This window comes from Bradyrhizobium sp. NP1, assembly GCF_030378205.1.
Lineage (GTDB): Bacteria > Pseudomonadota > Alphaproteobacteria > Rhizobiales > Xanthobacteraceae > Bradyrhizobium.
The window spans coordinates 4,505,139-4,518,904 of record NZ_CP127385.1; the positions used below are offsets into that span (position 1 = coordinate 4,505,139).

Sequence of the window (13,766 nt, forward strand, 5' to 3'; positions counted from 1 at the left end):
AAGCGAACTTCGGATTCAAAGGACACTAGTGGGGGAACTGCTTTTTTGTACGCACGATCGCTGAGCAACGCATTACAGATCGATTATCGTTCTTGCAGGGATTGCTTCTGGTGACTTGGGCACATTCCCCAGGATCACGAGACGCTGCAGCCAAGTCAGTTCGCGCTCAGGCGTCTTGGGAATTTCGACATAGTCGATCGTAATCCGGTCGTTTTCCTTCTCGATCCGGAAGTAATTCAAGCGATACGAAGGATAGTAGACCGCGGGCAACAAGCCAAAGCGCACCGGAACACGGGACAATAGCTTCAGCCACGTACCGGTATTGATGACGACTTGACCGGCGGGACCTAGTCGCCGCAGGAACGCCGCGTGCGTGTGTCCGAAAATGAACACCGCTACCTTGTCATCCGCCTGGAAAACCTCCTGAGCCCCTTTTAGGTAGGGCGCATCCGAATCGAGGTTCAGGGTCACTCCGTGGCTCGTCTGTAGACGAAAGCGATGCGCCGTGCGCATGAGGTCACGTTCGACGACCAACGCAGGGATACCGAACAAAATCAAAAATAGGGAATTGATCGTGATCACGACCTGAAGGACGTTGTCGATGATCCCGAGCCTGCTCATCAGCGGGTTGTGAAATATGATATTGTAATCAAAGATGCCTGCGACCCGAAGAATTTCCCCGAGAATCGCTATCATCGTGACGCCGGCCAGCAGCAGGAAGGGCAGCAGCACCCAGCGCAGCGCCGTACTCATCTCGCGGTAGAAGTAGTTCGACAGCATCCAGTCGGGAATCTGCATCGTGCCCACGGAGCGGATGTCCTTGAGCCAGTCTCCCCGGCCGAAGTCGGAATACCGGCTGGCTCCGCTGACGAAGGTTTCCGTGATGAAGTAGCCCACCGGGAGAGCGTAAGCGTTGCCATATTCGGGGAAGCTGTTGAACTGATCGCGCTGCTGTCCGTGTTCGATCCATATCCTCTTGTCGCCCACCGGGCGGATCAGGACCAGGCTCGGGTCCAGATGGATGTTGTATGCCTGCAGTTTCTCCACAAAGGCCGGATCGCAAGCGAGATCGTAATCGTGATTCCCGACCATCATGGTCACCTTGATGCGCGCACCGGTGGCCCTGAGTTGATCGAAAATCGCCTGGTGCGCCTGTATGATGTGCGCAAGCTTTTCGACCCCGCGTACAAGCGTGAGCTCCCAGAAGCCAAACGTGTCGCCCACGATCAGAAGTTCGGTGTCGGGGCCTTCCTTTTCCAGCTCCTTCAGGAATTCGATGAACTCGGCGGCGTAATCGCAATGCTGCAATTGACCGTCGCCACCCATGTGCAGGTCACTGACAAAGTAATACTTCTGTGCCAAAGTATGATCTCCGTGCCAGGCCGGTCGAAAATTTCCGACCGCGGGTCATACGCGTGCGCAGGATATCCCCGCGGCCGGCTTGATGTAAGCTTGAACCATGAACCCCACTCGGCCCGTCGCATTCTGGATTGCGGTATTGGCGGCGGTCGTCGTCGCCGTCGTTCTGTTGCGCGAAGTCCTGCTGCCTTTCGTCGCCGGTATGCTCCTGGCGTATCTACTTGATCCTCTGGCCACCCGGCTGGAACGGCTTGGAATGAATCGCCTCATTGCAACGCTAACCATCGTCGGGTTGTTCGTTGTCGGCGTGACCGCGCTTATCATTCTGACCGCCCCTGTCGTTGTCCGTGAGCTTGCCTATTTCATCGATAATTTTCCGCTCTACATCAAAAGGGTGCGGGAGCTCGCGACCGATCCAAATCGGCCGTGGCTGAGCAAGCTTGTCGGAGAAGGCCTAGCCTACGCCGAGCAGTCGGTTGGCGAACTTAGCACAATGGCGACTGCCTGGCTCCGCGATTTTCTGCGTTCGGTTTGGACCGGAGGCCGCGCGCTGATCTCGGTTTTCTCCCTCCTGGTGGTGACCCCGATCATTGCCTGCTATCTCATCTATGATTGGAAGAAGATGGTGGCGGTTATCGACAACTGGATACCGCCGGCGCAGCGCGATAACGTCCGGGCTCTTGCTCGCGAGATCGACAACACGATCGGCGGCTTTGTGATCGGTCAGAGCACGCTGTGCCTGATCCTCGCGGTATTCTACGCGGCAGCGCTGTCCTTGCTCGGGCTCAAGCATGGGCTCCTGATCGGAATTGCGGCAGGACTGATAAGCTTCGTGCCGTATCTCGGCTCGCTGAGCGGGCTGGTCATATCGACGTGCATTGCGATTGCACAGTTCTGGCCGCATTGGGCCGTCATCTGGACCGTCCCGGCGATCTTCTTCGTGGGCCAGACTCTGTCAGACTATTTGCTGTCGCCCTATTTCGTCGGCCGGCGCGTCAACCTGAACCCGGTCTGGATCATGTTTGCGCTGTTCGCATTCGGCTACCTGTTCGGATTCGTCGGCCTTTTAATTGCCGTGCCGCTTGCGTCCGCCATCGGCGTGCTGACGCGCTTCGCGTTGCAACGATATTACGAAAGCTTCCTTTATACGGCCATCCCGAGGGCAACTGCGGCAGATGCGGTTAGATTGACGCCTTCCGACAAGAAGATGGGTTGATTCCATCAATTTGCGGCTTGGAGAGTCAGCAACGGGTCTTTTCGACCTGGTCTGTGGATCTTGCCCGCAATTGTTGCCCGCGACCGCCCCGGCCGCCGTTTCGGCAGCGCGTCGTGGTCGGCCAACCTTTGCTCACCCGAGCACGAAATTTTCTCATGAGGCGACCCACGCTTTTTCATGGGATCGCGCGTTGCATTTCTTGCGGCGCATCATATGATATTCGTCATACAACTATTTCGCTCCGGGAGTTCCAACCATGGCCACCGATCCCGTCGTCATCGTTTCCGCTGCCCGCACCCCGCTCGGCCGCTTCATGGGCGAGCTCACGCCCTTGAGCGCCCACAAGCTCGGTTCCCATGTGATCGGCGCCGCGCTGGAGCGCGCCAGGCTCGCGCCCGAGAAGGTGGACGAGGTGTTCATGGGCAATGTGCTGCCGGCCGGACAGGGCCAGGCGCCGGCGCGCCAGGCCGCGCGAGGCGCCGGTCTGCCCGACGCCACCGGCGCCACCACGGTCAACAAGGTCTGCGGCTCCGGCATGAAGGCGACCATGCTCGGCCATGACATTATTCTGGCGGGCTCCGCCGGCATCGTGGTGTCCGGCGGCATGGAGAGCATGAGCAATGCGCCGTATCTTCTGGCCAAGGCGCGCGCCGGCTATCGCGCCGGCCACGACCGGATCATCGATCACATGATGATGGACGGGCTGGAGGACGCCTATGAGAGCGGCCGCTCGATGGGCGATTTCGGCGAGGCGACGGCGGAGGCCTATCAATTCACCCGCAAGGACCAGGACGCTTACGCGATGGAGACGCTGACCCGTGCCCGCAAGGCGGTCGAGGGCGGCGCCTTCAAGGCCGAGATCGCGCCGATCACGCTCACGGAAAAAGCCGGCCAGCGCATCATCGCCAATGACGAGCACCCGCTGAAGGTCGATCCCGTCAAGATACCGGGCCTGAAACCCGCCTTCCGACCCAACGGCACGATCACGCCGGCCGCCTCCTCGGCCAATGCCGACGGTGCGGCCGCGCTGGTGCTGGCGCAGCGCTCGCGCGCCGATCGCGAGGGCCTGCCGGTGCTCGCCACGATCAAGGGTCACGCCACCCATAGCCAGGAACCGCAATGGTTCACCACCGCGCCGATTCCGGCGATCCGCAAGCTGCTCGACAAGGTCGGCTGGAGCGTCGGCGACGTCGATCTGTTCGAGATCAACGAGGCGTTTGCGGTGGTCGCGATGGCAGCCCAGCGCGACCTCGGCATCCCGCGGGAACGGCTCAACATCAACGGCGGCGCCTGCGCGCTCGGTCATCCCATCGGCGCGACCGGCGCGCGGCTGATCGTGACGCTGTTGCATGCGCTTGAGGCGAACAACCTGAGGCGCGGTGTCGCCGCGCTCTGCATCGGCGGCGGCGAAGCGACCGCGATCGCCGTCGAACGCAACGTGCACTGACAGCAATTTGGGGGTTTCGTGATTTCGAACTGGCTTGCGGGCAGCCTTGCCCGCCGCAACATCCACTACGGCTGGGTGATGGTCGGCGTAACCTTCCTCGCCGCCCTGATCTCGGCCGGCACGGTCGGCGCGCCCGGCGTGTTCATCGTGCCCCTGCAGCACGAGTTCGGCTGGACCACCGCCGAGATTTCCTCGGCGCTGTCGGTGCGCTTCATCCTGTTCGGGTTGATGGCACCGTTCGCCGCGGCGCTTTTGAACCGCTACGGCCTGCGCAACGTGACGCTGGCCGCCCAACTGATCGTCGTCTCGGCGCTGCTCGCCTCGTTGGCCATGACCAAGGTCTGGCAATTGATGCTGCTGTGGGGCGTGCTGATCGGCATCGGCACCGGCATGACCGCGCTGGTGTTGGGCGCGACCATCGCCACGCGTTGGTTCGTGGCGCGGCGAGGATTGGCGGTCGGCATCCTCACCGCGAGCGTCGCAACCGGGCAACTCCTGTTCCTGCCGCTGCTCGCAAGCCTGACCGAGCGGCTCGGCTGGCGGATCGCGCTGGCGCTGGTCTGCGCCGCGCTTGGGGTGGCCGCGCTTGCGGTGCTGCTGCTGATGCGCGACCGGCCGAGCGATGTCGGCCTGCGCCCGTTCGGCGACGACGGCAAGGCTCCCCTGCCCGCGCCGCCGCCGGCCAATGCGCCGATCGTGGCGGCCGCACTCGGCACGCTGCGGGACGCTTCCAAGTCACCGTCGTTCTGGATCCTGTTTGCGACCTTCTTCATCTGCGGCGCCTCGACCAACGGCCTCGTCCAGGTGCATTTGATTCCGATGTGCCTCGATTTCGGCATTCCGCAGGTCCAGGCAGCGAGCCTGCTCGCCGCCATGGGGATCTTCGACTTCTTCGGCACCATCGTCTCGGGCTGGCTGTCGGATCGCTACGACAACCGCTGGCTCCTGTTCTGGTATTACGGCCTGCGCGGGCTGTCGCTGCTGTTCCTCCCCTTCACCGACTTCTCGTTCTACGGTTTGTCGCTGTTTGCGATGTTCTATGGGCTCGACTGGATCGCCACGGTGCCGCCGACGGTGCGGCTGACCGCGCAGCGGTTCGGCGCCGAGCGCGCCAACCTCGTGTTCGGCTGGATTTTCGCCGGCCACCAGCTCGGCGCCGGCACGGCCGCCTTCGGGGCCGGCCTGTCGCGGACGGTGCTCGCGTCCTATCTGCCGGCCTTCTTCATCGCCGGCGCGCTCTGCCTCGTCGCGGCCCTGATCGCGCTCGCGATCTCGCGCCAGCCGAAACCGGCGCTGGCAACCTCGGCGCCCTAGTCCGCGCTTGGAAGCGACTATTCCGCCGCAAGCCCCGTGGCGATCGGCTCGGCGTGCCTGACGTAGTCGTGAACCACGCGGCCGAAGGGCAGCGTCAGGTCGGCGAGGAAGTGATGCGCGCCGACCACGCGCCGCACCGGAAAGTCGGCCACCGGTGCGTTGACATGCGGCACCAGATGCAGCCGTCCCGGCCCGATCCACGAGCCCTTGACGTTGATATCGGTCAGGTTGATGGCGACGAGCTGGCAGACTTCGAGCTGGCCGTCGACGCCGGGGATCATCTTCAGGTTGACCTGCGTCTTCGACAGCGTGGCGCGTGTGAGGTCGCCATTGCCTGCCATGCTCTCGTGCTTGTAGCCCATAGTGCCCATCGCCACGAGCTGGCCGGCATATTCCAGCGTGCCGGTGAGCGTGTCCTTGACGATTTCAAGCTTGGGATGGGCGTATTTCTTCGGAAAGCCCCAGATCTCGCGGCCCGCGGCGATCGGCGGATCGTCGTCGAGATACATCTGCGAGACGAAGTTGACGTCCTCGCCGTTGAGCCGCGCCGGAATGACGAGGCCTGATTCCGTGTAGCTGCCGAAGCCGGAACTGTCGGGCATCTTGATCCATTCATAGTGCACGATCGGCTCATTGATCGGCTCGAGCGGCTCCGGCAGGCCGGCGCGGATCAGGGCCGCATCGGTCTCGTAGGTAATGACCAGGAATTCACGGTCGACGAAGCGGTAAGGGCCCGCCGGGTAGCTCGGGCCCGCGGCCGGCATCGACGGAAGCTTGAGAAGGTCTTCCCTGCGCATCGCCATTTCCCCTGCCAAAGGTTGCTGACAAAAAGCTAGCCAGCACACTTGACAGGGATGTGAGGGAAATCCGTCAGGCGCGTGACCTCCATGATCTGACCTGCATTTTGTCATGGACGGCAATGCCCGCCGCGCAGGCAAGCGCGTCACATCGGGCCATTGCGCGCGACCCGCCGTCATCACGGCGTCACGGCGAGGCGAAATGGTCGGCGCGCTGGGAGCAGACCACCATGGATGCGAGAACACCGAGCCTGGAACGGACGACGGCGCGCGGCTGGCGGCCGGAGGGCTGCGACCGTGTCGCGCTGGTGCTGCAGGGCGGCGGCGCGCTCGGCGCCTATCAGGCCGGCGTCTACCAGGCGCTGCATGAGGCCGGCGTCGAGCCGGACTGGGTCTGCGGCGTCTCGATCGGCGCGATCAACTCGGCGATCATCGCCGGTAACCCGCCGGAGCGGCGGCTGGAGCGGCTGCACACCTTCTGGGACCGCATCACCAGCCGCAAGATCTGGCACTACACGCCGGATGGCGACATCTATCGCAAGGCACGCAACCTCGCGAGCGCGCTGATGACGACGACGCTCGGTCAGCCCGGCTTCTTCGTGCCGCATTCGACCAATCCCTGGCTCAGCGCGGCCGGCGCAAGGACCGCGACCAGCTATTACGACACCGAGCCGCTGCGCCGCAGCCTGCTCGAGCTCGTCGACTTCGACCGCATCAATTCCAAGGCGATCCGGTTTGCGGTCGGCGCCGTCAACGTACTCTCCGGCAACTTCATCTATTTCGACAACGCGCACGACGAAATCATTCCAGAGCACGTGATGGCAAGCGGCGCGCTACCGCCGGCGCTGCCGATGGTGAAGGTCGGCACCGATCATTTCTGGGACGGCGGCATCGTCTCCAACACGCCGTTGCAGCATCTGCTCGACCAGGAAGACAATCTCAACTCGCTGGTGTTCCAGGTCGACCTGTTCAGCGCCCGCGGGGTGCTGCCGCGCGACATCCAGGACGTGATGGCCCGTCACAAGGACATCATGTATTCCTCGCGCACGCGCCACAACACCGACGTCTATCGCAGGACGCACAACCTGAAGGCCCGCCTTTACAAGGCGCTGTCGCGGGTTCCCGAGCACGAGCTTTCAGAGGACGAGCGCGCGCTGAAGGCGTCGCTGAGGAGCCTACCGGGGATCGCGATCATGCAACTGATCTACCAGCAGAAGGCCTATGAGGGCGACGCCAAGGATCACGAATTCTCAGGCACCTCGATGCGCGAGCACTGGTCCAGCGGCCACGAGGACACCCGGCGCACGCTGAAGCGGCGCGACTGGATCAGGATGCCCGAGGACGGCATGGGCATCGTCGTCCACGACGTGCACCGCGAGAACGAGCAGGCCTGATACCGCCGACGCGATCAGGGCCTGATCGCCATATTCGTCGCAAGCCCCGGGGTGCGCAGCGGCTCGGCAAGGCGTGCGAACTCGCAGAGCAGCGAGCGCGTCTTGCGGGGATCGATGATCTCCTCGACCCAGAACTTCTCCGCCGAGCGGAACGGCGAGCGCAGCTTGTTGAGCCGCTCCTCGATCTCCTTCAGTTTCGCGGCCGGATCTTCCGCCGCGTCGATGTCGGCGCGATAGGCGGCCTCGATCCCGCCCTCGAGCGGCAGCGAGCCCCAATAGGCCGACGGCCAGGCATAGCGGATCGAGAAACGGTCGGCCGGCTGATGCACGACGCCGGCGACGCCAAACGAATTGCGGATGATGACGGTGCACCAGGGCACCGTGGTCTGGTTCACCGCGGCCATCGCGCGCACGCCGTGGCGGATGGTCGCCGCCTTCTCCGCCTCGAGCCCGATCATGAAGCCGGGGCAGTCCATCAGATAGACGATCGGCAGATGAAAGGTCTCGGCGAAATCGACCCAGCGCACCACCTTCTGGCAGGCGTCCGCCGTCCACGAGCCGCCATAGTGGAAGGGATCGCTCGCGAGCACGAGGACCGCGCGGCCCTCGAGGCGCGCCATCCCGACGATGATGGGGCGGCCGAAATTGGCGTTCATCTCGAAGAATGAGCCCTTGTCGACGACGGCCTCGATGATCGGGCGCATCTTGTAGACCTGGCGGCGGCTGCGCGGCACCGCCTTGATCAGCGACTCCTCGCAGCGTTCGGGATCGTCCGCGCAGGGCAGCGTCGGCGGCAGCTCATAGACCGAGGACGGCAGATAGGAGAGGAAACGCCGCGCCCGCGCGAACGCCTCCTGCTCGGTATCGACCGCATCGTCGACGCCGCCGGCGCGGGTCTGGATGTCGGCGCCGCCGAGCTCCTGCTTGGAGAGATCCTGCCCGAGCCGCTTCACGACCGGCGGGCCGGCGACGAACATCGCGGAGTCCCGCGTCATCACCGAATAGTGGCTGGCCGCGAGTCGCGCCGCGCCAAGCCCTGCGACCGAGCCGAGGCCAAGGCCGACCACAGGCACGCGCGCGAGGTTCTCCGTCGTGTAGCGGTACCAGCGATTGCCGCCGATGCCGCCCGGCAGGTTTGCGGCGCCCTTGGTCTCGATCGTCTTCACCGAGCCGCCACCGCCGGAGCCCTCGATGATGCGGATGATCGGCAGGCGGAAATCATGCGCCATCTCCTCCGCCATCAACGGCTTGGCCGAGATCGAAGCATCCGCCGAGCCGCCGCGCACCGTGAAGTCGTCACCGACCACGACGACCGTGCGGCCGTCGACCCTGGCGCGGCCGAACACGCAATTGGCCGGCGTCACATGCTGCAGTTCGCCGTGCTCGTCATATTCACCGATGCCGGAGACGGCGCCGATCTCGTGAAAGCTGCTGGCGTCGATCAGCCTGTCGATACGTTCGCGGACGGTGAGCCGGCCCTGGTCGCGCTGCCGCTTGACCTTCTCAACGCCGCCCATCTCGCGCGCGAAGGCTTCGCGCCGGGCGAGTTCGTCGAGTTCGGGCTTCCAGTTCATTCGTCTCCTCCGTCTTGACGGTCTTGTTGTCGGTCGCGGCCGCCGTCGCAAGCGACTTCCGCTCCAGGCGGCTGTTGAAGAAATCGCCCTCGGCACCGGCGAGCAGGCCACCGACCGCCTTGCCCAGCTCCAGCATCAACGGCGCGACCTCCTTGTGCAACCGCTGCTCGTCAAACATCGCCGAAAGCAGTCCGATCGTGATCACGACGTAGGTCTGATATTGCGGCGACCACAGGGGAACGGCGAGACCGTTGATGTGCGGGCTCCACAACCCGCAGGCCACGACATAGCCGCGCTCGTGCAGGAATGCGCGCGTCGCTTCGATCCGCGGCCTGAGCATTCGTCCGCCTTCGGGAATCTCGCGCTCAAGCTCCGCGATCAGGTTGTCGCCGACCTCCGGCTGCAGCGCCGCGGTATAGGCGTGGCCTGCCGCGGTGCTCCAGATCGCGATCCGGCTGCCGATGGTCTCGTGCAGCCCCAGCGCATTCGCCGCGCGCGCATATTCGAGATAGACCATATGGAAGCGATCCGGGATGACGAAGCCGACGGTGCCGGGCAACTGGTCGGCGACATCCTGCAGCCGCAGCCGGATCAGGTTGCGCAGTTGCAGGCCCTTCATCATCGATGTGCTCATCGCCACCGCGCTCGGCCCGATCCGGTATTTCTGGTCGCGCGGCAGATAGACGAGCTGGCCCATGCGGGTCAGCGTGTGGGTAAGCCGCGACACCGTCGATCGCGGCAGCCCGCAGCGGTTGGCGATTTCGAGGTTGCCGAGCCGCGCCTCTTGGCCTTCGAAACAGCGCAGCACCTCGAACGCCCGCGACACCACCTGGATGATGTCGCCCTCGCCTGACCGATCCCCGGCGAGCATTCCCACTCTGCTTAACCGTTCCGAGCGTCGTCCCAATGCCATCTCCCTATTTTCCGTAATACGGAATAAAATTCCACTTGCAGATCACGCTACCTCAGGCAATCTGCCGCGACAACAAGAAGCGGTTCATAGGTGGGGGCGTGCCTCGGAATGCCTGAGATCAAGATCGTGACCGAGGTCGCAGGACGCGTCTGCGCGCTGCCGGTCGAGGCCGGCGCCACCATCGATGACGGCGAAGAGGTCGCGTTCGTCGAGGCGATGAAGATGGAAATCCCGGTCGCCGCGCCTGCGGCGGGCCGGTTGAAGGCGATCCTGGTCAAGCTCGACGAGGTGATCACCGAAGGCCAGGCCGTGGCCATCCTCGAAACCTGAGCCCGCCGAATTGCCTATTTCCTGGGCCGGTTGCGCGAGCGGCAATGGCGCGGCAAAACTCCCGCGATGAAACCCGCTTCCGCCTCTCACGCCTGGGCCAGCGCCAAGCCGCCCCTGCTCCGGTTCCTCGACCGCTGCCACCAGGATTTTTCCGCCGAGACCGGCGGCAGTGTCGCTGACTACATTCCCGAGCTCGGCAAGGCCGATCCCGATCATTTCGGCATCAGCCTCGCGACCCTCGACGGCCATGTCTACGAGGTCGGCGACACCGGCGTGCCCTTCACCATCCAGTCGATGTCGAAGCCGTTCGTGTTCGCGCTGGCGCTGGATACGCTCGGTGCCACAAGGGTCGAGAGCACGATCGGCGTCGAGCCTTCGGGCGATCCGTTCAACTCGATCCGGCTCAATGCCGAGAACCATCCCTTCAATCCGATGGTCAACGCCGGCGCGATCGCCTGCACCGGCCTGATCCACGAGGCCAGGGGCGCCGAGGCCTTCGAATTCATCCGCCAGGCACTCAGCCGCTTTGCGGGGCGCGAGCTTGGCGTCGATGAAGCGGTGTTCGCCTCGGAAAGCGCGACCGGCGACCGCAACCGCGCCATCGCCTATCTGTTACGAACCAACGCGGTGATTACCGACAACGTCACTGCGGTGCTGGAAGTCTATTTCCGGCAATGCGCCATTCTGGTCACCGCACGCGATGCCGCGATCATGGCGGCGACGCTCGCAAACCGCGGCGTCAATCCGGTGACTGGCGAACAGGTGATGACGCCTTACGCGATCGCGCGCACGCTTTCGGTGATGACGTCATCGGGCATGTACGACTATGCCGGCGAATGGATCTACCGGATCGGCATCCCGGCCAAGAGCGGCGTCGGCGGCGGCATTCTGGCGGCACTGCCGGCGCGCCTCGGGCTCGGCAGCTATTCGCCGCGGCTCGACCGGCACGGCAACAGCGTGCGCGGCATCAAGCTCTGCGAGGCGCTGTCGGCGCATTACGACCTGCACATGCTCAACCGCAGCGACGACGCGCGCAACTCGATCATCGCCGACTACACCATCGGCAAGAGCCCGTCGCGCCGCAGTCGCCGGCCGCAGGAGCGGAAGATCCTCGCCACGCATCAGGACGCCGTGCGCGTGTTCGAGCTCGTGGGTACGCTGTCCTTCTCCAATGTCGACTACGTCTCGCGGCAGCTTGCGACGAGGCCGCACCCGCAATTCGTGATCTTCGACCTGCGCCGCGTCACGGCGGTGACGCGCGCCGGCGCGCGCCTGCTCGCCGAGGAATTCCGCGAGCTGGAGCGTCTTCGCGTCACCGTGATCCTGTCCGGCATCAAGCGCACGTCGGCAGGCTGGAAGATCGTCCAGGAATGGACCGAGGGCCTCACCAATCTGCGCGATTTCTATCTGCTCGATACCGCGATCGAGTGGGCCGAAGACCAGCTCGTCTACCGCCATGGCGGCGCGATCGACTTCGACGACATCACCGAACTGTCCGAACAGGCGCTGCTGGCGGGCCTGAGCACGGAGGAGCTGACCGATCTCGCCTCGCTCGCGTCGGTGAAAACATACCGCTCGGGCGAACGCATCATCGCGGCCGGCGGACCCGCGACGTCGCTCTACTTCCTGCGCAGCGGCGTGGTCCATGTCACGCTGCCCGATGGCGTTCGCCTGGCGACGCTGACGGCCGGCACGACCTTCGGCGAAATGGCGCTGCTGGAGCCGGTCCGCTCCGCCGATGTGTCGGCGGATCGCGCCGCCAGCGCCTTCGAAATACCGCTGCGCGACTTCGAACGCTTCCGCAGGCAACATCCGCGCGCCGGCGAGCGGATCATGCGCAACCTCGCCCAGCTTCTCGCCGAACGGCTGATCGTCGCCAACGCCAAGGTCGAGCTGCTGACCTCCAACTGAGGCGAAAAGCCGGGGCGTTGCGCCATTTCCGGTCGAGTCTTTGACATCCGGCGTCAAATGGTTTCTTAACGTAATCCAAATTCAATGTCCGTTTGGTTCGGCCTCCTGAAGCTTGAGTTTGTCCGGCGTGCTGCGTCCTGCTGTTCTCATCATTGGGCTTTGCATTGCCCTGCTCGGCTGTGCCTCCATCCAGAATGCGCCGGTCAACCTGCCCGGCTCCAGCGAAGGGCTCGCTGGACAGATCCGGCTGAACTTCGAGGGAAAGAACCAGGAAAGCGAGGACGTGATCGGGCTCGCCTTTTCAGGCGGCGGCACCCGGGCCGCGGCCTTCTCGTTCGGCGTGCTCAGCGAGATGGAACGTACCCCGATGCGGGGCGCCAGCGGCTCGATGCTCGACCGCCTCGACTTCATCTCCGGCGTATCGGGCGGCTCGGTGACGGCGGCCTATTACGGGCTGCGCAAGCGCGCCGCGCTTGCCGACTTTCGCGAGCGGTTTCTGCTGCGCAACGCCGAGGAGGAGCTGGAGACCAACCTGACGCTTGCGACGCTCGGCAAGGCGCTGGCGGGCGGCGTCAACGATGCCCGCGGCTTCCCGCGCTGGCTTGACGCCAACCTCTTCAACGGCGCGACCTTCGCCGATTTCCGCGAAGCCGGGCGTCCGCGGGTATGGATCAACGCCTCCGACATCTACAACCGCACGCCGTTCGTGTTCGGGCCAACCGTCTTCAACGCGATGTGCAGCGACCTCTCGAAATACCCGCTGGCGAATGCGGTGGCGGCGTCGGCCGCGGTGCCGGTGGTGTTCGCGCCCGTGGTGATGGAGACGTTCTCCAGGCAATGCCGCGATCCGCTGCCCTCCTGGGTCAACAAGGCCCTGAAGGATCGCAACGCCCCGCCGATGGTGAGCTCCGTCGCGAAGGCGATGCGCCGCTACCACGACGGCGAGGTCCCCTATATCAAGCTGCTCGACGGCGGCCTCGTCGACAATTTCGGCCTGTCCGGATTCACGATCGCGCGCCTGACCGCCGACACGCCTTACGGGCCGCTGTCGCCCGAGCAGGCGGTGCGGCTGCGGCGCGGGCTGTTCCTGGTGGTGGACGCCAAGAACGGGGTTGCCGGAAACTGGGTCAACACGATCGAGGGACCGAACGGCGTCGAACTGATGATGGCGGCCGCCGACACCGCGATCGACGCCAGCGTCGCCACCAGCTACACCGCCTTCGACAGCACCATGGGGGACTGGCAGAGCGCCCTCATCAAATGGCGCTGCGGCCTGTCGGCGGCGGATCGCGTCAAATTCGGCGCCAGCCCCGGCTGGAACTGCCGCGACCTGAAATTCTACATCGGGCGGCTTGGCTTCGATCAGCTCGATCCGGCGCAGGCACGCGCGCTCGAAACCATTCCGACGCGCTTCCATTTGCCGGCCGAACAGGTCGACAGCGTCATCGCCGCGGGCCGCGATGCCTTGCGCAGCAGTCCCGTGGTCCGCAGCTTCGTCCGCGGCGTGTAGT

Annotated in this window: 11 protein-coding genes; 7 read left to right on the plus strand and 4 right to left on the minus strand. The window is 64.5% G+C overall.

Going from position 1 to position 13,766, the window contains the following annotated elements:
- Nucleotides 1–72: 72 nt before the first annotated feature.
- Entirely contained in the window at nt 73–1,362 is a 1,290-nt protein-coding gene (locus QOU61_RS21825; protein ID WP_289653261.1) for a metallophosphoesterase, read from the minus strand.
- A gap of 97 nt (nt 1,363–1,459) precedes the next feature.
- On the opposite strand from QOU61_RS21825, the gene QOU61_RS21830 reads away from it, so the two are divergent.
- The 3 genes from QOU61_RS21830 (at nt 1,460) to QOU61_RS21840 (ending at nt 5,336) form a co-directional block, all read left to right on the plus strand.
- The gene (locus QOU61_RS21830; protein WP_289653262.1) at nt 1,460–2,575 is read left to right on the plus strand and encodes an AI-2E family transporter; all 1,116 of its coding nucleotides are present in this window, start codon (nt 1,460–1,462) and stop codon (nt 2,573–2,575) included.
- A gap of 256 nt (nt 2,576–2,831) precedes the next feature.
- Nucleotides 2,832–4,022, plus strand: coding sequence for an acetyl-CoA C-acyltransferase (locus QOU61_RS21835; protein ID WP_289653263.1), 1,191 nt, complete (start codon nt 2,832–2,834; stop codon nt 4,020–4,022).
- 18 nt (nt 4,023–4,040) lie between these two features.
- On the plus strand, nt 4,041–5,336 hold the full coding sequence (locus tag QOU61_RS21840) for an MFS transporter (protein WP_289653264.1): 1,296 nt from the start codon (nt 4,041–4,043) through the stop codon (nt 5,334–5,336).
- 17 nt (nt 5,337–5,353) lie between these two features.
- On the opposite strand, the gene QOU61_RS21845 is transcribed toward QOU61_RS21840, so the two are convergent.
- Nucleotides 5,354–6,133 carry an acetoacetate decarboxylase gene (locus tag QOU61_RS21845; RefSeq protein ID WP_289653265.1) on the minus strand — a complete coding sequence of 260 codons (780 nt, stop codon included), beginning with the start codon at nt 6,131–6,133 and terminating at the stop codon, nt 5,354–5,356.
- Nucleotides 6,134–6,363: 230 nt separating this feature from the next.
- Here QOU61_RS21845 and QOU61_RS21850 point away from each other — a divergent pair, with 230 nt between their 5' ends.
- Nucleotides 6,364–7,527: a patatin-like phospholipase family protein gene (locus QOU61_RS21850; RefSeq protein WP_289653266.1), complete on the plus strand. Its 1,164-nt coding sequence runs from the start codon at nt 6,364–6,366 to the stop codon at nt 7,525–7,527.
- 14 nt (nt 7,528–7,541) lie between these two features.
- Here QOU61_RS21850 and QOU61_RS21855 read toward each other — a convergent pair whose 3' ends face one another.
- Nucleotides 7,542–9,101 carry an acyl-CoA carboxylase subunit beta gene (locus tag QOU61_RS21855; protein ID WP_289653267.1) on the minus strand — a complete coding sequence of 520 codons (1,560 nt, stop codon included), beginning with the start codon at nt 9,099–9,101 and terminating at the stop codon, nt 7,542–7,544.
- Nucleotides 9,031–10,008: an IclR family transcriptional regulator gene (locus QOU61_RS21860; protein ID WP_289661664.1), complete on the minus strand. Its 978-nt coding sequence runs from the start codon at nt 10,006–10,008 to the stop codon at nt 9,031–9,033. Before QOU61_RS21860 ends, QOU61_RS21855 begins: the two co-directional genes overlap by 71 nt.
- 114 nt (nt 10,009–10,122) lie before the next feature.
- Between QOU61_RS21860 and QOU61_RS21865 the strand changes: the two genes are divergently transcribed.
- The 3 genes from QOU61_RS21865 (at nt 10,123) to QOU61_RS21875 (ending at nt 13,765) form a co-directional block, all read left to right on the plus strand.
- Nucleotides 10,123–10,344, plus strand: a complete 222-nt coding sequence (locus QOU61_RS21865; RefSeq protein ID WP_289653268.1) for an acyl-CoA carboxylase biotin carboxyl carrier protein subunit — start codon at nt 10,123–10,125, stop codon at nt 10,342–10,344.
- 66 nt (nt 10,345–10,410) lie between these two features.
- On the plus strand, nt 10,411–12,255 hold the full coding sequence (gene glsA, locus QOU61_RS21870) for a glutaminase A (protein WP_289653269.1): 1,845 nt from the start codon (nt 10,411–10,413) through the stop codon (nt 12,253–12,255).
- Between the two features lie 130 nt (nt 12,256–12,385).
- A complete protein-coding gene (locus tag QOU61_RS21875; protein WP_289661666.1) occupies nt 12,386–13,765 on the plus strand; it encodes a patatin-like phospholipase family protein in 1,380 nt (459 codons plus the stop codon).
- Nucleotide 13,766: the final 1 nt, after the last annotated feature.

What these genes read in the sequence shown, in the direction of transcription:
- QOU61_RS21830 (WP_289653262.1), top strand. Translation starts at nt 1,460, where the DNA reads ATGAACCCCACTCGGCCCGTCGCATTCTGGATTGCGGTATTGGCGGCG.
- QOU61_RS21835 (WP_289653263.1), top strand. Translation starts at nt 2,832, where the DNA reads ATGGCCACCGATCCCGTCGTCATCGTTTCCGCTGCCCGCACCCCGCTC.
- QOU61_RS21845 (WP_289653265.1), bottom strand. Translation starts at nt 6,133, where the DNA reads ATGCGCAGGGAAGACCTTCTCAAGCTTCCGTCGATGCCGGCCGCGGGC.
- QOU61_RS21850 (WP_289653266.1), top strand. Translation starts at nt 6,364, where the DNA reads ATGGATGCGAGAACACCGAGCCTGGAACGGACGACGGCGCGCGGCTGG.
- QOU61_RS21855 (WP_289653267.1), bottom strand. Translation starts at nt 9,101, where the DNA reads ATGAACTGGAAGCCCGAACTCGACGAACTCGCCCGGCGCGAAGCCTTC.
- QOU61_RS21865 (WP_289653268.1), top strand. Translation starts at nt 10,123, where the DNA reads ATGCCTGAGATCAAGATCGTGACCGAGGTCGCAGGACGCGTCTGCGCG.
- glsA (WP_289653269.1), top strand. Translation starts at nt 10,411, where the DNA reads ATGAAACCCGCTTCCGCCTCTCACGCCTGGGCCAGCGCCAAGCCGCCC.